The 20,020-nt window shown below is 69.4% G+C and carries 13 protein-coding genes; 7 read left to right on the plus strand and 6 right to left on the minus strand.

Going from position 1 to position 20,020, the window contains the following annotated elements; translation table 11 throughout:
* Positions 1 to 6: 6 nt before the first annotated feature.
* Both YIM_RS39955 and YIM_RS39960 read right to left on the minus strand, forming a co-directional pair.
* On the minus strand, positions 7 to 1,071 hold the full coding sequence (locus YIM_RS39955) for a tartrate dehydrogenase (RefSeq protein ID WP_153035302.1): 1,065 nt from the start codon (positions 1,069 to 1,071) through the stop codon (positions 7 to 9).
* Between the two features lie 73 nt (positions 1,072 to 1,144).
* Positions 1,145 to 2,044 (minus strand): LysR family transcriptional regulator, encoded by a 900-nt coding sequence (locus YIM_RS39960; protein WP_153035303.1) that lies wholly within the window; start codon positions 2,042 to 2,044, stop codon positions 1,145 to 1,147.
* 104 nt (positions 2,045 to 2,148) lie between these two features.
* Here YIM_RS39960 and YIM_RS39965 point away from each other — a divergent pair, with 104 nt between their 5' ends.
* Entirely contained in the window at positions 2,149 to 3,741 is a 1,593-nt protein-coding gene (locus tag YIM_RS39965; RefSeq protein WP_153035304.1) for a DASS family sodium-coupled anion symporter, read from the plus strand.
* 57 nt (positions 3,742 to 3,798) lie between these two features.
* The gene (gene mtnA, locus YIM_RS39970; RefSeq protein WP_153035305.1) at positions 3,799 to 4,779 is read left to right on the plus strand and encodes an S-methyl-5-thioribose-1-phosphate isomerase; all 981 of its coding nucleotides are present in this window, start codon (positions 3,799 to 3,801) and stop codon (positions 4,777 to 4,779) included.
* On the opposite strand, the gene YIM_RS39975 is transcribed toward mtnA, so the two are convergent.
* Positions 4,757 to 5,965, minus strand: coding sequence for a kynureninase (locus YIM_RS39975; protein WP_153035306.1), 1,209 nt, complete (start codon positions 5,963 to 5,965; stop codon positions 4,757 to 4,759). The genes mtnA and YIM_RS39975 overlap by 23 nt on opposite strands.
* 53 nt (positions 5,966 to 6,018) lie before the next feature.
* On the opposite strand from YIM_RS39975, the gene YIM_RS39980 reads away from it, so the two are divergent.
* Complete coding sequence (locus YIM_RS39980) at positions 6,019 to 6,945, plus strand: phosphotransferase family protein (RefSeq protein ID WP_153035307.1); 927 nt, start codon at positions 6,019 to 6,021, stop codon at positions 6,943 to 6,945.
* Here the strand turns inward: YIM_RS39980 and YIM_RS39985 are convergent, their stop codons facing one another.
* The gene (locus YIM_RS39985) at positions 6,946 to 9,726 is read right to left on the minus strand and encodes an FAD-binding and (Fe-S)-binding domain-containing protein (RefSeq protein WP_153035308.1); all 2,781 of its coding nucleotides are present in this window, start codon (positions 9,724 to 9,726) and stop codon (positions 6,946 to 6,948) included. It abuts the gene before it with no gap.
* 175 nt (positions 9,727 to 9,901) lie between these two features.
* On the opposite strand from YIM_RS39985, the gene YIM_RS39990 reads away from it, so the two are divergent.
* The 3 genes from YIM_RS39990 to YIM_RS40000 all read left to right on the plus strand — a co-directional run bounded on the left by YIM_RS39990 (position 9,902) and on the right by YIM_RS40000 (position 16,643).
* Positions 9,902 to 10,192 carry a hypothetical protein gene (locus YIM_RS39990; RefSeq protein ID WP_153035309.1) on the plus strand — a complete coding sequence of 97 codons (291 nt, stop codon included), beginning with the start codon at positions 9,902 to 9,904 and terminating at the stop codon, positions 10,190 to 10,192.
* Between the two features lie 471 nt (positions 10,193 to 10,663).
* Positions 10,664 to 15,199: a glutamate synthase large subunit gene (gene gltB / locus YIM_RS39995; protein ID WP_153035310.1), complete on the plus strand. Its 4,536-nt coding sequence runs from the start codon at positions 10,664 to 10,666 to the stop codon at positions 15,197 to 15,199.
* Complete coding sequence (locus YIM_RS40000) at positions 15,192 to 16,643, plus strand: glutamate synthase subunit beta (protein WP_153035311.1); 1,452 nt, start codon at positions 15,192 to 15,194, stop codon at positions 16,641 to 16,643. Before gltB ends, YIM_RS40000 begins: the two co-directional genes overlap by 8 nt.
* A gap of 114 nt (positions 16,644 to 16,757) precedes the next feature.
* Here YIM_RS40000 and YIM_RS40005 read toward each other — a convergent pair whose 3' ends face one another.
* Entirely contained in the window at positions 16,758 to 17,504 is a 747-nt protein-coding gene (locus YIM_RS40005) for an SDR family oxidoreductase (RefSeq protein ID WP_153035312.1), read from the minus strand.
* A 45-nt stretch (positions 17,505 to 17,549) separates the two neighbouring features.
* Positions 17,550 to 18,785: an HNH endonuclease signature motif containing protein gene (locus YIM_RS40010; RefSeq protein WP_153035313.1), complete on the minus strand. Its 1,236-nt coding sequence runs from the start codon at positions 18,783 to 18,785 to the stop codon at positions 17,550 to 17,552.
* Between the two features lie 362 nt (positions 18,786 to 19,147).
* Between YIM_RS40010 and YIM_RS40015 the strand changes: the two genes are divergently transcribed.
* A complete protein-coding gene (locus YIM_RS40015) occupies positions 19,148 to 20,008 on the plus strand; it encodes a DUF11 domain-containing protein (protein ID WP_194239905.1) in 861 nt (286 codons plus the stop codon).
* Positions 20,009 to 20,020 lie beyond the last annotated feature (12 nt).

Genomic DNA, 20,020 nt, shown 5'->3' on the forward strand with positions numbered 1-20,020 from the left:
CCGTTCCTACCCGAGGGAGTCGATCACCGCCAAAGTGATTTCCTTGGTGCTCGCCCCGCCGCCGAGGTCGCGGGGCAGGACCCCGGCCGCCGTGGTCGCCTCGATCGCGCGGTCCAGGCGCGCGGCTTCGTCGTGCAGGCCGAGGTGGCCGAGCATCAGCGCCGCGCTGCCGATGGCGCCGATCGGGTTCGCGATCCCCTGGCCGGCGATGTCCGGGGCCGAGCCGTGCACCGGCTCGAACATGCTCGGGAAGCGGCGCTCCGGGTTCAGGTTCGCGCTGGTCGCCAGGCCGAGACTGCCGACGAGCGCGCTGCCGAGGTCGGACAGGATGTCGGCATGCAGGTTGGAGGCGACCACCACCGACAGGTCCTCCGGCCGCAGTACGAACCGCGCGGCCATGGCGTCGACCAGGCAGCTGTCGCTCTCGATGTCCGGGTACTCGGCGGCGACGCGGCGGAACACGTCGTCCCAGAGCACCATGCCGAACTGCTGCGCGTTGCTCTTCGTCACGCTGGTCACGTGCTTGCGTTCGCGGGTCGCGGCCAGTTCGAAGGCGAACCGGATGATCCGCTCGCAGCCCGCCTCGGTGAACAGCGAGGACTGGATCGCGACCTCGTTGCCCGGCCCGCGCGCGGCCAGGTTGCGCCCGCCGAGCCCGGCGTACTCGCCTTCGCTGTTCTCCCGGACCACCACCCAGTCCAGCGGGACCTCGCCTGCCTTGCGCAGCGGGCTGGTCACCCCGGGCAGGAAGCGCACCGGCCGCACGTTCGCCCACTGGTCGAAGCCCTGGCAGACGGCCAGGCGCAGGCCCCAGAGGCTGACGTGGTCGGGCACCGACGGCCAGCCGACCGCGCCGAAGTACACCGCGTCGAAGCCCTTGAGCTGGTCGAGTCCGTCCTCGGCCATCATCCGGCCGGTGCGGTGGTAGTAGTCGCAGCCCCAGTCGAATTCCGTCCAGTCGAAGGCGAAGTCCCCACCGGAGGCGAGCCCGTCCAGCACGTCGCGACCGGCGGCGACCACCTCGCGGCCGACACCGTCGGCGGGGATGGCGGCGATGCGGAAGGTCTTCATGCCGCCATCAAACAAGCGCCCGCCCGCCACCGTCCAAGACCGATCAATGATCCACCTGGTAGGGCTTGCCTATCTATTCGCCACCCTCTTTGCCGAGTTGATCACCGAGTGCTGTCGCCACGAAGTCGTGCGCACCGGGCGTGAGCCTGCCCCGCCGGTGGACGAGCGAGATCCGCAGGCTCGACGGCGGGTCCAGGTCGAGCACCCGCGCCCCGGCCCGGCGCGCGATCCACGCCCACGACTGCGTCATCACCGCCACGCCCACGCCGTTGAGCACCAGCGGCAGGATCGCCTCGCGGTGCGCGGTCTCCACCACGATCCGCAGGTCGACGCCCGCGGCCTGGATCTCGTCGACCACGTGGCGCATCCGGTTGCCCAGCGGCGCGGCGATCACCTTCGCCCCGGCCAGCTCCTCCCGGCGCACCCGTCCGTCGCTGCCCAGCTCCGAACCCGGCGGCGCGACCAGCACGAACGGCTGCTGTTCCACCCGGTGCACGCGGACGCCCGGCATCGCGACGTCGTCCGCGGCACCGAGCAGGCCGACCTCCGCCTTGCCACCACGCACCGCGTCGACCACCGACTGCGGGGTGAAGCAGGCCTGGATCACCACCAGCATCCCGGGGTGCCGCTCGTGGAACCGGGTGACCATGGCGCTGAGCGGCTCCACCGACTGCGACGGCATCGACGCGACCTCCACCCGCCCGGTCCGCAGGCCGGCTACCGAGCGCACGGTCGACCTGGTGGTGTCCAGGTCGCGGAGCACCTGGCGGGCGGGTTCGATCAGCGCGTGCCCGGCCTCGGTGAGCACCGCCCGCCTGCCGATCCGGTGGAACAGCTCGACCCCGAGGTCGCGCTCGAGGGTGCGGATCGCCTGCGAGAGCGAGGGCTGGGCCAGGTGCAGCCGTTCGGCGGCGCGGTTGAACCCCTGTTCGTCGACGATCGCGAGGAAATAGCGCAACTGCCGTGCGTCCATCCGGCCTCCTGCCGCGAGCCGACTCCACCTGATAGGTATTGCCTACCACTCTGGTAGCGAAGTGGTCTTGGACACACCCCGGCGGCCGCCCTTCAATATCCGGCATGGCAACGAAGCCGTCGGTCACCGACGTCGAAGACGTCCTGCTCAGGGCCAATCGCGAGAGCCTCGGCTCGGAACGCCTCTCCGCCGGTGAGGAGCGCTTCGAACGACGGCGGAAGACCACCGGGCTGTGGCTGGCGCCGCTGGTCACCGTGGTCTTCCTGCTGCTGCCGCTCGACCTGGCCGGTAACCAGCAGACGCTCGCCGGGATCCTGCTCGGCGTGGTCGTGCTCTGGGTGTGCGAGCCGCTCCCGCTGCCGGTCTCCGGGTTCATCGGGATCGCCGCCACCGTGCTGCTCGGCGTAGCTCCGGTGGACGACGTGCTGAAGCCGTTCGGCTCGTCGACCATCTTCACCTTCATCGGCGCGTTCGTGATCGCGCAGGCGATGCTGAAGCACGGCGTGGCCAGGCGGTTCGCCTTCCGGGTGCTGTCTCTGCCCGGAGTCGGCAGCTCGACCACCCGGATCATCCTGGCCTTCGGCGCGATCACCTGCGTGCTCTCGGCGTTCGTCTCCAACACCGCGACCGTGGCCATGCTGCTGCCGACCGCGCTGGGCATTCTCACCGTGATCGCGAAGCTGATGCAGGACCGCGGCGTGGTCGCGGCCGACTTCGACCCGCGACGGCTGCGCGTGGGCACCGCGTTGATGCTCATGCTCGCCTACGGGGCCAGCGTCGGCGGCCTGCTCACGCCAGTGGGCTCGCCGCCGAACCTGATCGGGCGCGCCCAGATCGAGGAGGCCACCGGCGTCCGGATCTCCTTCCTCCAGTGGGTGATCTCCGCGCTGCCGCTCTGCCTGCTGATGTTCGTGGTGCTCGGGGTCGTGCTCCTGCTGCTGAACCGGCCGGAGATCCGCCGCATCGAGGGCGTGCGCGAGTACGTCGCCGAGGAGCGGGCGAAGATGGGGCCGCTGTCGCGTTCGGAGAAGAACACGCTGATCGCCTTCGCGTTCACGGTGACGCTGTGGATCGTGCCCGCGGTCGTCGGCCTGATCGCGGGCAACGACTCGGCGTTGTCCAAGACCGTCAGCGACCGGCTCGACGAGGGCGTCGTCGCGGTGCTGGGCGCGTCGCTGCTGTTCCTGCTTCCCGTGGAGTGGAAGCGCCGCAAGTTCACGCTGACTTGGTCGGACGCCGCGCGCATCGACTGGGGCACGATCATGCTCTTCGGCGCGGGCATCATCTTCGGTTCGCTGCTCGCCGCGACCGGGTTGGCGAAGACCATCGGGGAGTCCACGTCGAGCACGCTCGGCCTGGCCAGTTCCCTGCCGATCATGCTGTTCGCGGTGCTGCTGGCGATCCTGATCTCGGAGGCGACGAGCAACACCGCGGCCGCCTCGGTGGTGGTGCCGATCGTCATCCCGATCGCGGCGGCGGCCGGGATCGACCCGCTGATGCCCGCGCTCGCCGCGACCTTCGGCGCCTCGTTCGGCTTCATGCTGCCGGTCGCCACCCCGCAGAACGCGATCGTCTACGGCTCCGGCACGGTGCCGATCACGCGGATGATCCGGTCGGGCATCACCTTCGACGTCTGCGGCGCGATCCTGATCGTCGCGGTGCTGCCGCTGACCGCGGCACTGGCGGGGCTCATCTGATTTTCGGTCCGGCGCGAAGTCCTCCGTCGAAGGCGGCGGGCGGGATAGCCTCGGCTCATGGGGTCCGCTGATCAACGCACTATCGACTGGAGCGAGGGCGCAGTGGTCATCGTCGACCAGTGCGCGCTGCCCGGTGAGCACCGGATGCTGCGACTCGAGACCGTCACCGAGCTGATCGACGCGATCCAGCGCCTGGCGATCCGGGGTGCCCCGGCGCTGGGTGCGGCCGGTGCGCTCGGGGTCGCGCTCGCGACTCGGCACCACGAGCGCGCCGAGGACGTCGAGCGCGAGGCCGAGAGGCTGGCGCAAGCCCGGCCGACGGCGGTGAACCTGGCGTGGGGTGTGCGGCGGGCGCTGGCGAAGCTGCCCTCGGGTGCGGACGCCGTGCTCGAGGAAGCGCTCACGCTGCTCAACGAGGACGAGAAGCTGTGCCGCGAAGCATCCGGGCATGCTGCCGAGCTGATCCTGCGTGAATGCGCCCGACGACCGCTGCGGCTGCTCACCCACTGCAACGCGGGCAGGCTCGCGACCGTGAGCTGGGGTTCCGCGCTCGGCGTGGTGTGGCACCTCCACGCGGCGGGCCAGGTCGAGTACGTGCTGGTGGACGAGACGCGCCCCTTACTGCAGGGCGCGCGGCTGACCGCGTGGGAGCTGGCCGAGGCCGGCGTGCCCTACCGCGTGCTGCCCGACGTCGCGGCGGCGTCGGCGATCGCCCGCGGCCTGGTCGACTGCGTGGTCGTCGGCGCGGACCGCATCGCGGCGAACGGCGACGTGGCCAACAAGGTCGGCACCTACGGTCTCGCGCTGGCCGCCGCCCGCCACCGCATCCCGTTCGTGGTCGTGGCGCCGTCGTCGACGGTGGACACGAGCACCCCGAGCGGCGAGCTGATCGAGATCGAGGAACGCGCCGCCGAGGAGGTGACCACCTGGGGCGGAGTCCGGACCGCGCCGGTGGGCGCCCCGGTGTTCAACCCGGCCTTCGACGTGACGCCGGCCGAGCTGGTCACCGCGGTGGTCACCGAGCACGGTCCCGGATGACCTCCACCGCCCGGTACAGCTCCTCGAACCCGGTGGTCAGCGGGGAGAGCCCGAGCCGGATGCCGTCGGGTGCGCGGAAGTCGATCAGCACCCCCGCCTCGATGAGCGCGGCCGAGAGTTCCCGCGCGTCGGCACGCCGGATCGTCACGTGACCACCGCGGATCGCCGGGTCGCGAGGTGAGCCGAGCGCGAAGCCGAGTGGTGCGAGCCAGTCGTCGAAGAGTTCGACGGTGAATTCGGTGAGCGCCATCGCCTTGGCCCTGATCCGCGGCATGCCCGCTTCGGCGATCAGCTCGACCCCGGCCTCGACGCCCGCCAGCCCGACCACCGGCGGCGTGCCCGAGAGCAGGCGCCGCACCCCGTCCGCCGGTTCGTAGCCGGGCCCCATCTCGAACAGGTCCTTCCGGCCGAACCAGCCCCAGATCGGCTGGCGCACCTGCTCGGCCAGCTCGCGACGCACGTACGCGAAGGCGGGCGAGCCGGGTCCGCCGCAGAGGAACTTGTAGGTGCAGCCGACCGCGAAGTCCACCTCGTCGGCATCGAGCGACAGCGGGATCGAGCCCGCGCTGTGGCAGAGGTCCCAGACGACCAGCGCCCCGGCCTCGTGGGCGAGCCGCGTGATCGCGGGCAGGTCGGCGATCTGGGCGGACCAGTAGTCGACCTGGCTCAGCGTCACCACCGCGGTGTCCGGCCCGATCGCCTCGGCCACCTGGTCCACCGTCGGCCCGCCCTCGAGCGGGGCTTCCACCCAGCGGATCCGGCAGCCGAGCTCCTCGGCTATGCCCTCGACCAGGTAGCGATCGGTCGGGAAGTTGTGCCGGTCGGTCACGATCTCGCGCCGTCCGGGCCGTAGGGCCAGCGCCGCGCGCAGCAGCTTGTACAGCCACACCGAGGTCGACTCGCCGAGCACCACCTGCCCGGGACCGGCACCCAGCACCACCTCACCGAGGCGGTCGCCGAGCCGGGTGGGCAGGTCCGTCCAGCCGTCCGACCAGCCGCGGATCAAGCGCCCGGCCCAGTCCTCGCGGACCAGCGCCTCGAGCCGGTCGAGCGCGGCGCGCGGTGGCCTGCCCAGCGAGTTGCCGTCGAGGTAGGCGACCAGTTTCTCGTCGGCGGGCAGGAAGCGGTCCCGGAACGGGTAGAGCGGATCGGCTTCGTCGAGTTCACGCGCGTGCTGCAAGGTCACCTGGCCACCCTAATTCCGTCGCAGATGCCGCCGCCGTGTTCTACGGTCCGCGCATGCCGTTCTTTCCCGAGGCCGTGACCGAGGAACAGTTCGAAGCGCTCGTCGACGAGCAGCTGCGGCCGGGGGTCACCGCCCTGCTGGCCGACCTGGGCCTGGCCGGCCGGCGGGTCGAGCGCTTCGGGAACGGCTCGCTGCCGGTCTACGCGGTCGGCGACGACCTCGTGCTCAAGCTGTTCCCGCCGGTGCACCTGGACGAGGTCGGCACCGAGACCGGCGTGCTGCGCGCACTCGAGGGCCGGCTCCCGATCCCGACTCCGCACCTCGACCGGACCGGCGAGGTCGACGGCTGGGGTTACGTGCTGATGAGCCGCCTCACCGGCGAGTCGCTGAGCAGTGCCTGGCCGCGCCTCACCGGCGAGGACAAGGACGCGCTGGCCCAGCGGCTCGGCGAGGCGCTGGCCGCGCTGCACCGCACTCCCGCTCCGGACCTCGGCCCCGCCGACTGGTCCGAGTTCGTCGCGATCCAACGCGCGAAGGCCGTCCAGCAGCAGCGGAGGGCCGGACTGGCCGACGAGTGGCTCGAGCAGATCCCGGGCTTCCTCGCCGAAGTCGAACTCGGCACCCCGAAGCCCGTGCTCCTGCACACCGAGTTCATGCGCGACCACCTCCTGGTCCGGCGCGAGGCCGACGGCTGGGCGCTGACCGGGCTGTTCGACTTCGAGCCCGCCATGCGGGGCGCGCCGGAGTACGACCTGGTCGCCGTCGGGGTGTTCGTCGCGGGCGGTGACCTGGCGTTCTTCCGCCGCCTTCTGCTGGCCTACGGCTACACCCCCGAGCAGCTGGACGCCGACTTCGCCCGCCGCTGCCTGGCGTACACGCTGCTGCACGTCTACAGCAATCTGCCCTGGTACCTGAAGGTCATGCCGGAGCCGGAGCGGCCGACCTTGGACGCGCTGGCCCAACGCTGGTTCGGAGCCTGATCAAGAGCGGGACTCCGGCAGGGCCCGGCGCAGCACCTCGGCCAGGTGAACGGCCTCCCGGTCGGACTCCTGCGCGATCTGCGTCCGGCAGCTGAACCCGTCCGAGATGACCAGCGTGCCGGGGTCGGTCTCCCGCAGTGCGGGCAGTAGCCGGTCCTCGGCGCAGGCCACCGACACCTCGTAGTGCCCGCGTTCGAACCCGAAGTTGCCGGCCAGCCCGCAGCACCCCGAGTCCAGGGTGGAGTTCCGCACCCCGGCCCCGGCGAGCACGCGCTCGTCCGCGTCGAACCCGAGCACCGCATGCTGGTGGCAGTGCACCTGGCTGACCGCGGGCAGGTCCAGCGAGCGGAACTCCAGATCGGAGTCCGCCACCAGCTCGGCGAGGGTCCGCGTCCGTGAGGCCAGGACCGCGGCGAGCGGGTCGTCCGGCAGCAGCGCCTGGAGGTCGCCCCGGAACAACGCGGTGCAGCTCGGTTCGGCGCCGGCCACCAGATAACCGGCGTCGAGGTAGGGCTTGAGCACCGAGAGCGTGCGTCGCAGCACCTTCCGCGCGACGCCGAGCTGTCCGGTCGACACCCAGGTCAGCCCGCAGCAGACACCCTCGCCCGGGAGCACGACGCGGTATCCGGCCGCGGTGAGCACCTCGGCCGCGGCCTCGAGCACGTGCGGAGTGAAGTAGTTGTTGAACGAATCCGGCCAGAGCACCACTCCACGCCCTGCCCCGGACCTGACCGGCGTCCTGGTGAACGGACGGGCGAACGCCGGGAGGTCGCGCTCCGGCGCGATGCCGCCGAGTCGCTTCAGCAACCGCGCCAGCCGCGGCCGCTTCACCACCGCGTTCGCCAGCCGGGGCGCGAGCCCGGCGAAGCGCAGCCACAACGGCAGCCAGCCCATCGAGTAGTGCGCTGCCGGGCGCAGCCGCCCGCGGTAGTGCTGGTGGTAGAACTCCGCCTTGTAGGTCGCCATGTCGACATCCACCGGACAGTCCGACAGACAGCCCTTGCACGACAGGCACAGGTCCAGCGCCTCCCGGACCTCCTCGGACCGCCAGCCGTCGCGGATCACTTCGCCGTTGATCATCTCGGCGAGCAGCCGCGCCCGGCCGCGGGTCGAGTGCTTCTCGTCCAGCGTCGCGCGGTAGCTCGGGCACATCACCCCGCCGCCCTCGGTGTTGCGGCACTTCGCGACCCCGACGCACCGCCGCACCGCCTGCCCGAAACTGCCGCGGTCCTCCGGGTACCCAAGGAAAGTCACCGAATCGATCGACGACGGCGCCGTCCGCACCCGGATGTCCGCGTCGAGCGCGCGAGGTTCGATGAGCACGCCCGGGTTCATCCTGCCGTCCGGGTCGAAGATCGCCTTGAACCGGCCGAACAACGCGATCATCTCGGGGCTGTACATGCGCGGCAGCAGTTCGGAGCGCGCCTGCCCGTCACCGTGCTCGCCGGAGAGCGAGCCGCCGTGCGCGGCGACCAGGTCCGCCGCCTCCTCCAGGAACTTCCGGAAGCCCGCGAGCCCCGGCCTGGACAACATGTCGAAGTCCAGCCGCATGTGCAGGCAGCCCTCGCCGTAGTGGCCGTAGACCACGCTCTTCCGGCCGTGCTGGGCCATCAACTGCTTGAACTCGCGCAGGTAGGCGCCGAGGCGTTCCGGCGGAACCGCCGCGTCCTCCCAACCAGGCCAGGCTTCCGACCCGTCCGCGAGCCGGGTCGCCAGGCCGGCGCCCTCCTCCCGGATGCGCCACAACTGCCGCTGCGCCTTCGGCTCGGTGAGCACCACATGTCCGGTGAGCTGCGCGGCGAGGTCCTTGGTCAACGCCCGCGCGCGCTCCAGAGCCTGCTCCTGCGTGTCCGCCCCCAGCTCGACGTACAGCCAAGCCGCGCCGCGCGGCAGGTGCGTGCCACGCGAGGAATCCAGCAGCGAAACCAGTTCCGCGTCCACACCCTCCACGGTGAGCGGGGACCACGGCAGGATCGACGGCACCGCGTCCGCCGCCGCGATGTCGGATTCGAAGCCGAGCACGGCGAGCACACGCTCCCCGGGCAGCTCGGCCAGCGCCAGCTCCGCACCGAGCACCGTCACGCAGGTGCCCTCACTGCCGACGAGCGCTTTCGCCAGGTTCGTCCGGTTCTCCGGCAGCAGGTGCTCGAGCCCGTACCCGGAAACCCGGCGGGACCACGGCGATAGTTCGGTGCGCAGCAGGGAAAGGTGGTCGCGCACCAGCGTCCGCAGCTCCGGTGGCACGCCGGTGTCTGCGCCCACGGTCAGCCGCGTGCCGTCGTAGAGAAGGACGTCCATGCTCCGCACGGCATCGGCGGTCCGGCCCCAGGCCACCGAGTGCGACCCGCAGGCGTTGTTGCCGATCATGCCGCCGAGCGTGCACCGGCTGTGCGTGGACGGGTCGGGGCCGAATCGCAGTCGATGCGGTGCGGCCGCCGCCTGCAACCGGTCGAGCACCACGCCCGGTTCCGCCCACACCGTCCGGTTTTCCGGGTCGACCTCCCCGAACCGGTTGCAGTAGCGGGAGAAATCGAGGACCACACCCGGCCCGCAGGAGTTGCCCGCGATGCTCGTCCCGCCACCGCGGGCGACGATCGGAGCTCCGACTTCCCGGCAGGCCGCGACGATCTCCTCGGCCTCCTCGACCGACCGCGGCCACACCACCCCGACGGGCTCATGCCGGTAGTTAGAAGCATCCGTGCTGTACAACGCGAGGGTGCCCGCGTCGACGGCCACCCGCTCACCCAGTTCCGCCCGCAACGCCGCTCGCAAATCCCGCATCACCCCATTGAAGACAAGATCAGGCGGAGTCGCGACAGGGCGAGCACTGGCTTACTTGTCCACATAGGACCCGGCAGCCGCTTGAGGACCGAGGTGAACCCGTTCGGTTCGTCATCCGTGTCCGAAATTGTCGGTGCCGCGAGGTTCACTGGCGGTGCGGGGAAGGAGTCTCGAGATGCCACTGGAAGAGCTCAGCCATCGGGAACGAGCGATCCTGCGCGCGGTCGGCCGCGGCCGCGCCGAGACCACCTGCAGCAGCGAACCCGACCTGTTCGTCGACGGCCTCGCCTGCTGCCACCAGAACACTGTTCGGGAGTTGGCCCATCGGGGCCTGTTCACCGCCGCCGCGGCGGGCGCGCGCGGCTGCCGAGTGCCCGCGAAACTGACTGCCGCGGGTTACCGGGCGATTGGCTTCCGGGTGATTTCCAGGGCCGCCGAACCCGGACCCGGCTCGGCAGCCGCCTGACGCCGGAACGATCAAGTTGCCGCCGAGCGCGGCATTCGCGCAGGTCATCGCCATGCTCGCGACCCAACGCGCGGTTAACTCCGGCGTAACCGGGCCGTCAACCTTCGCGTGGCATTTCCCACGCCGTGACCGCGACGTGTCCCGATAATGGAAATTTCACACTACTGTCATAAGACCCGGCGAACCCGGGAGTAGGTAGCGCACGCCGAGCAGACCACCACCACGCGGATCTCGGCAGCAGCGCTTACCCACGTGTGCCCAGCGCACACCGACGACGTGCACAGTGCCGTGCGCAGGCCACCCAGTGCCGTGTGGCTCTAGTCGATCAGCGTGCCCAGGATTTTCCGGGCTTACGCGTCTTCGCTCTCGACTGACCATCGCAGTCCGGGGTCCGCCCGTTAGCCGAGTCCGCCAGACCGGCCCGATCGGGTGACAACCCGGTACTGCCTACGCCCGAGGAGGCGGCCAGCCGTGACCCGCCATGATCAGCACCATCGCAGGCCAGCGGGCCTGTACGACCCGCAGTACGAGCACGACGCCTGCGGGGTCGCCTTTGTCGCGGATCTCACCGGGAGACGAGACCACCAGATCGTTCGCAAGGCACTGGTCGCGCTGCGGAACCTCGAACACCGCGGCGCCCGCGGCGCCGAACCGGAAACCGGTGACGGCGCGGGCCTGCTGATCCAGGTTCCGGACGAGTTCTTCCGCGCGGTGACCGATTTCGACCTGCCCGAGCCGGGCGAGTACGCCGTCGGCACCGCTTTCCTGCCGGTCGACGAAACGGCCCGCGGCCGCGCGATGAGCGCGATCGAACGGATCGCCGCCGAAGAGGGCACCCAGGTGCTCGGCTGGCGCGAACTCCCGGTGCGCACCGAGCACACCGGACCGACCGCGGCCGCCACGATGCCGCACTTCAGCCAGCTCTTCCTCGGCCCGCGCTCCCCCGAGCAGACCGGACTCGCCATGGAACGGGCCGCCTTCTGCGTGCGCAAGCGCGCCGAGCACGAACTGGCCGAGGACGAGGTCTACTTCCCGAGCCTGTCGGCGCGCACCATCGTCTACAAGGGAATGCTCACCGAGGCGCAGGTGGAGAGCTTCTTCCCTGACCTCACCGACGAGCGCGTCACCAGCGCCATCGGGCTGGTGCACTCCCGCTTCTCCACCAACACCTTCCCGTCGTGGCCGCTGGCGCACCCCTACCGGTACGTCGCGCACAACGGCGAGATCAACACCCTGCGCGGCAACCGCAACTGGATGGACGCCAGGGAGTCGATGCTCGCCAGCGAGCTGATCCCCGGCGACCTCGAGCGGCTCTACCCGGTGATCACCCGCGGGGCCAGCGACTCGGCCTCCTTCGACGAGGTGCTGGAGTTGCTCCACCTCGGCGGACGGCCATTGCCGCACGCGGTGCTGATGATGATCCCGGAAGCCTGGGAGAACCACGAGGAGATGGACCCGGCCCGCCGGGCGTTCTACGAATTCCACTCCACGCTGATGGAGCCGTGGGACGGGCCGGCGCTGGTCGCCTTCACCGACGGCACCCAGATCGGCGCCGTGCTCGACCGCAACGGCCTGCGGCCCGCGCGCTACTGGGTCACCGAGGACGGCCTGGTCGTGCTCGCCAGTGAGGTCGGCGTGCTGGACATCGACCAGGCGACGATCGTCCGGAAGGGACGGCTGGAGCCGGGCCGGATGTTCCTGGTGGACACCGCCGAAGGCCGCATCATCGACGACGACGAGATCAAGGGCGGGCTCGCCGCCGAGCACCCGTACCAGGAGTGGGTCGAGCAGGGCCTGGTCCAGTTGGAGGATCTGCCCGAGCGGGAGCGCGAAGTGCCACCGCACGCCGCGCTGGTCCGCCGGCAGCAGGCGTTCGGTTACTCCGAAGAGGAGCTGGACGTCCTGCTCGAGCCGATGGCCCGCACCGGCGCGGAGCCGATCGGCTCGATGGGCAACGACTCGCCGCTCGCCCCGCTGTCCAGTGGTTCGCGGCAGCTGTTCGACTACTTCACCCAGCTGTTCGCCCAGGTGACCAACCCGCCGCTGGACGCGATCCGCGAGGAGCTGGTCACCGCGCTCGGCGCGCAGCTCGGTGCCGAGCCGAACCTGCTCACCGCCGACGCCGGGTCGTGCCGTCGCATCGTGCTGCCGTTCCCGGTGCTCGACAACGACGAGCTGGCCAAGCTGGTGCACATCAACGACGACGGCGACCTGCCGGAGTTCGCCGCGGTCACCGTGTTCGGCAGGTACGAAGTGGAGGGTGGCGCCGAGGCGCTCACCCGGCGGCTGGACGAGATCAGGGCCGAGGTGTCGCAGGCGATCGCCGAGGGCGCCCGGCTGATCGTGCTGTCCGACCGCGGTGTCGACGAGAAGCACGCGCCGATCCCGTCGCTGCTGCTCACCGGCGCGGTGCACCACCACCTGGTCCGCGAGAAGACCAGGACGCAGGTCGGCCTGATCGTCGAGGCCGGGGACGCGCGCGAGGTGCACCACATCGCGCTGCTCATCGGCTACGGCGCGGCCGCGGTCAACCCGTACCTCGCGATGGCCACCGTGGAGGAGCTCGCCTCGGCCGGGCACATCGACGGCGTCGACGCGAAGCAGGCCACCCGGAACCTGATCAAGGCGCTGGGCAAGGGCGTGCGCAAGACCATGTCGAAGATGGGTGTGTCCACCGTGGCCTCCTACACCGGCGCGCAGATCTTCGAGGCGATCGGGCTGGGCGAAGAGGTCATCAGCACCTGCTTCACCGGCACCACCTCGCGGCTCGGCGGCATCGGGTTCGAGACCATCGCGCAGGAGGTCGCGCTGCGGCACCGGCGGGCCTTCCCGGCCGACGGCGTGCGCCCGAGCCACCGCGAGCTGGAGACCGGCGCCGACTACCAGTGGCGCCGCGAGGGTGAACCGCACCTGTTCAACCCGCAGACGGTGTTCAAGCTGCAGCACTCCACCAGGTCCGGCAAGTACGAGATCTTCAAGGAGTACACCAAGCAGGTCGACGACCAGGCCGAGCGCCTGCTGACGCTGCGCGGGCTCTTCGGCTTCAAGGAGGGCGCCCGGGCGCCGGTGCCGATCGAGGAGGTCGAGCCGGTATCCGAGATCGTCAAGCGGTTCGCCACCGGTGCCATCTCCTACGGCTCGATCTCCAAGGAGATGCACCAGACGCTGGCGATCGCGATGAACCGGCTGGGCGGCAAGTCCAACACCGGTGAGGGCGGCGAGGACGCCGACCGGCTCTACGATCCGGAGCGCCGCTCGGCGGTCAAGCAGGTCGCGAGTGGCCGGTTCGGGGTCACGAGCGAGTACCTGGTCAACGCCGACGACATCCAGATCAAGATGGCGCAGGGCGCGAAGCCCGGCGAAGGTGGGCAGCTGCCCGGCGCGAAGGTCTACCCGTGGATCGCGAAGACGCGGTTCTCCACGCCGGGGGTCGGCCTGATCTCGCCGCCGCCGCACCACGACATCTACTCCATCGAGGACCTGGCGCAGCTGATCCACGACCTGAAGAACGCCAACCCGAACGCCCGCATCCACGTGAAGCTGGTGTCCGAGGTGGGCGTCGGCACGGTCGCGGCCGGGGTGTCCAAGGCGCACGCCGACGTGGTGCTCATCTCCGGGCACGACGGCGGTACCGGCGCTTCGCCGCTGTCGTCGATCAAGCACGCGGGCGGCCCGTGGGAGCTGGGGCTCGCCGAAACGCAGCAGACGCTGCTGGCGAACCGGCTGCGGGACCGGATCGTGGTGCAGACCGACGGTCAGCTCAAGACGGGCCGGGACGTGGTCATCGCCGCGCTGCTGGGTGCGGAGGAGTTCGGCTTCGCGACCGCGCCGCTGGTGGTCTCCGGCTGCATCATGATGCGGGTGTGCCACCTGGACACCTGCCCGGTCGGAGTGGCCACGCAGAACCCGGTGCTGCGCGAGAAGTTCAGCGGTAAGGCCGAGTACGTGGTGAACTTCTTCGAGTTCATCGCGCAGGAGGTGCGGGAGTACCTGGCGCAGCTGGGCTTCCGGTCGATCGCCGAGGCGGTCGGGCACGCCGAGCTGCTCGACACCCGCAAGGCGGTCGAGCACTGGAAGGCCTCCGGGCTGGACCTGTCGCCGATCTTCCACGTGCCCGAGCTGGAGCCGCGGGCTTCGCGGCACCAGGTCGTCCCCCAGGACCACGGTCTGGACAAGGCACTCGACAACACGCTGATCCAGTTGGCCGAGGGCGCCCTGAACTCGGGGGACAAGGTGCGGCTGGAGCTGCCGGTGCGCAACGTGAACCGGACCGTCGGCACCATGCTGGGTTCCGAGCTGACCAAGCGCTGGGGCGGCGAAGGCCTGCCGGACGGCACGATCGACGTGACCTTCACCGGCACCGCGGGGCAGTCGTTCGGCGCGTTCGTGCCGAAGGGCATCACGCTGCGCCTGATCGGCGACGGCAACGACTACGTGGCGAAGGGCCTGTCCGGTGGCCGGATCGTGGTCCGCCCGCCGCGCGAGGCGCAGTACGCCGCCGAGGACCACATCATCGCCGGCAACGTGATCGGCTACGGCGCGACCAGCGGGGAGATCTTCATCCGCGGCCGCGTCGGAGAACGGTTCTGCGTGCGGAACTCCGGTGCGCTGGCCGTGGTGGAAGGCGTCGGCGACCACGGGTGCGAGTACATGACCGGCGGCCGGGTGATCGTGCTCGGCACGGTCGGGCGCAACTTCGCGGCCGGCATGTCCGGCGGCATCGCCTACCTGCTCGACGTGGACACGAAGCGGCTCAACACCGAGATGGTGGAGCTGGAACCCCTCGACGACGAGGACACCGAACTGCTCCGCGACGCGGTCGAACGGCACTACGACGAGACCGAGTCGGCCATCGCCCGCGAACTGCTGGCCGACTGGGACGCCGCGGTGACCAGGTTCGGCAAGGTGATGCCGAAGGACTACAAGCGAGTGCTACTCGCGCAGGCTGCCGCCGAACGCGAAGGCCGTGACGTGAACGAGGCGATCATGGAGGCCGCACATGGCTGACCCCAAGGGCTTTCTGACCACCGAACGCGAACTGCCGCAGCGGCGGCCGGTGGACCTGCGGCTGCTCGACTGGCGGGAGGTCTACGAGGACTTCGCGACCAGCAAGCTGGAGAAGCAGGCGGGCCGCTGCATGGACTGCGGCATCCCGTTCTGCCACCAGGGCTGTCCGCTCGGGAACCTCATTCCGGAGTGGAACACGCTGGTGTGGAAGGAGGACTGGCGCGCGGCGGCGGAACGTCTGCACGCGACCAACAACTTCCCGGAGTTCACCGGCACACTGTGCCCGGCTCCGTGCGAAACCGCCTGCGTGCTCGGGATCAACGACGACCCGGTCACCATCAAGCGCGTCGAAATCTCGATCATCGACCGCGCCTTCGAGGAAGGCTGGGTCACTCCGCAACTTCCGGAGAAGCGGACCGGGAAGAAGGTCGCCGTGGTCGGCTCGGGCCCGTCCGGCCTCGCCGCCGCGCAGCAGCTCACCCGGGCCGGCCACACCGTCGTGGTCTACGAGCGGGCGGATGCCATCGGCGGCCTTCTGCGCTACGGCATTCCCGAGTTCAAAATGGAGAAGCACCGCCTAGACCGGCGCCTAGACCAGATGCGCGCCGAGGGCACCGAATTCCGCACCGGCGTGAACGTCGGCAAGGACCTGTCGGTCGAAGACCTGCGAGCCAACCACGACGCCGTGGTGCTCGCCGGCGGCGCGACCGCCTGGCGGGACCTCCCCATCCCCGGCCGCGACCTGGACGGCGTGTATCAGGCGATGGAATACCTGCCTCCGGCAAACCGCGTCGCCGCCGGAACGCTCGACACCCCGACAATCAACGCGCACGGCAAGAACGTCGTGGTGATCGGCGGCGGCGACACCGGCGCGGACTGCGTCGGCACCGCCCACCGCCAGGGTGCCCTCTCGGTGACCCAGCTGGAAATCATGCCGCGCCCGCCGGAGTCCCGCTCCGACGCCCACCCGTGGCCGACCTACCCGATGATCTACCGCGTCTCCTCGGCCCACGAGGAGGGCGGCGAGCGACTCTACTCGGTGAACACCCAGCAGTTCGTCGACGACGGCTCGGGCCGGGTACGCGCACTGAACCTGGTGGAAGTCCGCTCGGAGAACGGAAAGTTCGTCCCCATAGAGGGCACCGAGCGCGAACTGCCCGCCGAACTCGTCCTGCTCGCCATGGGCTTCGTCGGCCCGGAACGCGCCGGCCTGCTGGAAAACCTCGGCGTCGAACTGGACCAGCGAGGCAACGTAGCCAGAAACGCGCAGTTCCGCACCAGCCTCGACGACGTCTTCGTCGCCGGCGACATGGGCCGCGGACAGTCGCTCATCGTCTGGGCAATCGCCGAAGGCCGCTCCGCGGCCGCCGCGGTGGACGCCCAGCTCACCGGCCGGGAAATCCTCCCGGCTCCGATCGCGCCGACTGACCGGCCGATCTCCTGAGTCGGCGGAGGAGGCCCGGTGCCAGCGTCGTCGCCGGCCTCCTCCGCTTCTCCACCTTGCTGCAGCACCCTCCTCCACTTGCTGCAGCAGCAATCCCGCGCTACCCGTCCCGACTCAGCCCCGCCCGATGAACGGCATGTTCGTGGCAGCGATGGTCATGAACTGCACGTTCGTGTTCAGCGGCAAGTTCGCCATGTAGAGCACCGCACTCGCCACATGCGCCGGATCGAACGTCGGCTCAGGCATGACCGTCCCGTTCGCCTGCGGAACACCGTCTGCGAACGCAGCAGCAAGGTCTGTCGCGGCGTTGCCGATGTCGATCTGCCCGCACGCGATGTCATACGCACGCCCGTCCAGCGAGATCTGCTTGGTCAAGCCCGTGATCGCGTGCTTCGTCGCGGTGTAAGCAGCCCGCTGCGGTCGCGGCGAGTGCGCGGAGATCGATCCGTTGTTGATGATCCGCCCACCTCGCGGTCGCTGCTCCTTCATCAGACGCACAGCGTGATGAGCACAAAGGAACGAACCCGTCAGGTTGATCCCGACCGTACTCGCCCAGTCCTCCGGTGAAATCTCGTCGACGTCACCGGCCGGCCCCGAAGTCCCGGCGTTGTTGAACAGCAGGTCCACCCTGCCCCACTTGTTACGGACGGCGTCGAACAGGGCCGCCACGGAGTCGGCCGACGCCACGTCCGTCGGGACCACCACGGCCCCGTCGAACCCGGCCGCTGTCTCGGCCAGCGGCTCCGGCCGCCGTCCGGCGAGTGCGACCTGGTACCCGTCCTCCAGCAGCGCGAGCGCCACCACCTTGCCGAGGCCGGAACCCGCACCGGTCACCACCGCGACCTTCTCCGTCGAAACCATTCCGCCGTCTCCTTTTCCCTGGCCGATCAAGCTGCCACCGAGAATCTACGCGGTAGCCCGTTCGGGGGTGCGGTGGGCGAGGTTGTACTGCGGTGTCTGCGCCGGGTCGAGCCAGCGCGGTGCGTAGAAGGCAGGCCGCTGGTTGATCATGCGAATGTGCCACTCCGTGTGGTGAATGACGCGGTGGTGGTGACCACACAGCAAGACCAGGTTGTCGAGGTCGGTTTGGCCACTGTGCGTCCAGTAGACGACATGGTGTGGCTCGGTCCACTTAGGAGTACGCGTACAACCCGGGAAAGTGCACCCGCGGTCCCGAGCGGCCAAAGCTCTTCGCTGGGCTTTGTTGGCTGTGCGACTCGTCCTGCCGAGCACCAGGTCTTCGCCGTCACCGCGGAAGATCATCGGCGTGACAGCGGCACCGCTACAGCAGATCCGACGAGCCGTGTTCATGGAGACGTAGGCCGAATCGTTGAGCAGCACCGGCTGGTTCGTCTTCATCTCGTCCAGGTTGATGTTCAGCGTCAGGATCGCCGACTCGCCACCCTGCACCGGAAGGTCATCACAACGAGCGGCGAGTTCCAAGATCTCGACCAGGGCATCGCCCTGCCGTTCCGACGTGGACCGCGGATCGAAGGCACCGGTCACCGGATCCTTGGGCTTCGGCTTGGCCAGCACGCCGAGGAGGCCCTGCAGAGTCTGCGCGTTGGCACGATCGAGTGCTCCTCGCAACTGCCAGCGACCATTAGCATCCTGCCAGATTTTCAACGCGCACTGCGGACGAACCTGTTCGCGGTCGTCGTCTTCTGGAGACTTGCCGCTCTGTTCGACAAAGTCCACGATTCGCCGGCCAACTCGCCGAACCTCATGCGGCCGCGCCTGCTGGGCCAAGTCGAGCAAGGTTCGCTTGTGCACCGTCAGCTCGTCGTCAGAAACCTTGTCCGACAAGGCATTGGCCACCTTGCAGATCTCGGCCACGTGCTCGCGGTTGATCGCCCCGCTGGCCAGGGCCTCACCAACCTCGGCGAGCACGGGTGGATCTGAGCCACGTTGTCGGTACAGCAGGTCAGCCGCACGCTCTCGAGCCAGAGCCTCGCCCTTCGTGACATGGTCGGTTTCAGTCTGGAAGTGGGTGAAGCTGCTGAAACCGTGCTTCAGTCCCCGGTTCCGCATCTCAGCGATGCCACGGAGCAGCTCCGCGTAAGCCATGTCGAACTTGCGCACGGCGTCGAGATGACTCGAGGTGAGTTCTTGGTCGGAAAGTTTCCTGGATTGATCGGACACGCGACAACGGTAGGCATCAATGCGGCCGAATGTCGATCGCCGAACTGTCGAACGGAGTAGTTCCCAGCGAAAAACGCAACAAGTACACCTTTCGCGTAGTTGGAAATCGACAACGGCGAATCGTTCATATAAGAAGGAGCCCGTGAATCAGCTACGCCTCGCGGGTTGCACGACACAGCGCGAGCGCACCTCGCCAGCGACTTCTCGATCATGATCAGAGCTACCGAAGCAACGCTCGACGGGCTGGCGAGACATCTGGAACCAATCAACTCCTGCAGATGGTGTAACGGCTTCGGTCGGTAGGACGAATCATGGATAGCGGCTGGCCTGTCCCGGGCCTGCCCTGGCGAGAGGGTGCCACGATGCGCCGAACCCGACGACTGCTCGCTGTCGTGCTCCTGGGCGGAGTCGTGGCGTTGGCAGGAGCCACGACGGCCGGAGCGGATACCGCCGAGGTCCAGCTCTCAACCTCGACTTCCACCGTGCATCCTGGCGGAACGGTGGTCGTCACCGAAACGGTCAAGAGCACCAACGGGTTCACCGTGCTCCACCCCGCCGCTCGACTGTTCAGCACACCGCAGAATCTGACCTCGTACACCACGCTCGTCAGCTGTTCCGGAGTGACCTGCTCCACTGTGGACGGGCCCGATGGCCCGATCGGTTACCAGGGCACGCTGCCCGAGGCGCTTTCGGCGGGAGAATCCGCCCAGGTGACCTTCACCTTGAAGATCGCGGCTAACGCGCCGGACTTCACGCATACCCTGCAGGGGCAGTTCTTCGGCAGTAACTACGCCACTGAGCGTGTTGCCGGCCCGGCCATCACCGTGGACGCGAGGGCGGACCGCACGATCAAGCTCACTGGCACGCCGAGGCCGGGCCTGCTGGGCGGCCGAATCGACTTCACCGTCAGTGTCACGAACAACGGGCCAGACCCCGCCACGAGCACCGCGGTCACCGCCAGTCTTCCGGCTGGGTTGAAGGCAACGGCCGGGGCCGGTTGCACGCCATCAGTTGGCAAGGTGGCTTGCACAGTCGGCGAGCTGGCGAACGGCGCGAAGGGCACAGCCGCGTTCTCTGTGCCCTACGGCCTGCTGACCGTCGGACTCCCGTTCACGTTTACCGCGACCCGGTCCGGCTCAGTGCCGGAAGACCTCAATGCCGCGAACGACAAGTCGTCGGTAACGTGCACAGTGATCACGCCCCTGCTGGTGAACTGCGCGTAGCCAGCCGGTCGC

Origin of the sequence: Amycolatopsis sp. YIM 10, assembly GCF_009429145.1 — a bacterium.
Taxonomy (GTDB): domain Bacteria; phylum Actinomycetota; class Actinomycetes; order Mycobacteriales; family Pseudonocardiaceae; genus Amycolatopsis.

Excerpts from the sequence above, each read along its gene's own strand:
- YIM_RS40005 (WP_153035312.1), bottom strand. The coding sequence starts at position 17,504 with ATGGTTTCGACGGAGAAGGTCGCGGTGGTGACCGGTGCGGGTTCCGGC.
- YIM_RS39955 (WP_153035302.1), bottom strand. The coding sequence starts at position 1,071 with ATGAAGACCTTCCGCATCGCCGCCATCCCCGCCGACGGTGTCGGCCGC.
- YIM_RS40015 (WP_194239905.1), top strand. The coding sequence starts at position 19,148 with ATGCGCCGAACCCGACGACTGCTCGCTGTCGTGCTCCTGGGCGGAGTC.
- mtnA (WP_153035305.1), top strand. The coding sequence starts at position 3,799 with ATGGGGTCCGCTGATCAACGCACTATCGACTGGAGCGAGGGCGCAGTG.
- YIM_RS40000 (WP_153035311.1), top strand. The coding sequence starts at position 15,192 with ATGGCTGACCCCAAGGGCTTTCTGACCACCGAACGCGAACTGCCGCAG.
- YIM_RS39980 (WP_153035307.1), top strand. The coding sequence starts at position 6,019 with ATGCCGTTCTTTCCCGAGGCCGTGACCGAGGAACAGTTCGAAGCGCTC.
- YIM_RS39965 (WP_153035304.1), top strand. The coding sequence starts at position 2,149 with ATGGCAACGAAGCCGTCGGTCACCGACGTCGAAGACGTCCTGCTCAGG.
- YIM_RS39960 (WP_153035303.1), bottom strand. The coding sequence starts at position 2,044 with ATGGACGCACGGCAGTTGCGCTATTTCCTCGCGATCGTCGACGAACAG.
- YIM_RS39985 (WP_153035308.1), bottom strand. The coding sequence starts at position 9,726 with ATGCGGGATTTGCGAGCGGCGTTGCGGGCGGAACTGGGTGAGCGGGTG.
- YIM_RS39990 (WP_153035309.1), top strand. The coding sequence starts at position 9,902 with ATGCCACTGGAAGAGCTCAGCCATCGGGAACGAGCGATCCTGCGCGCG.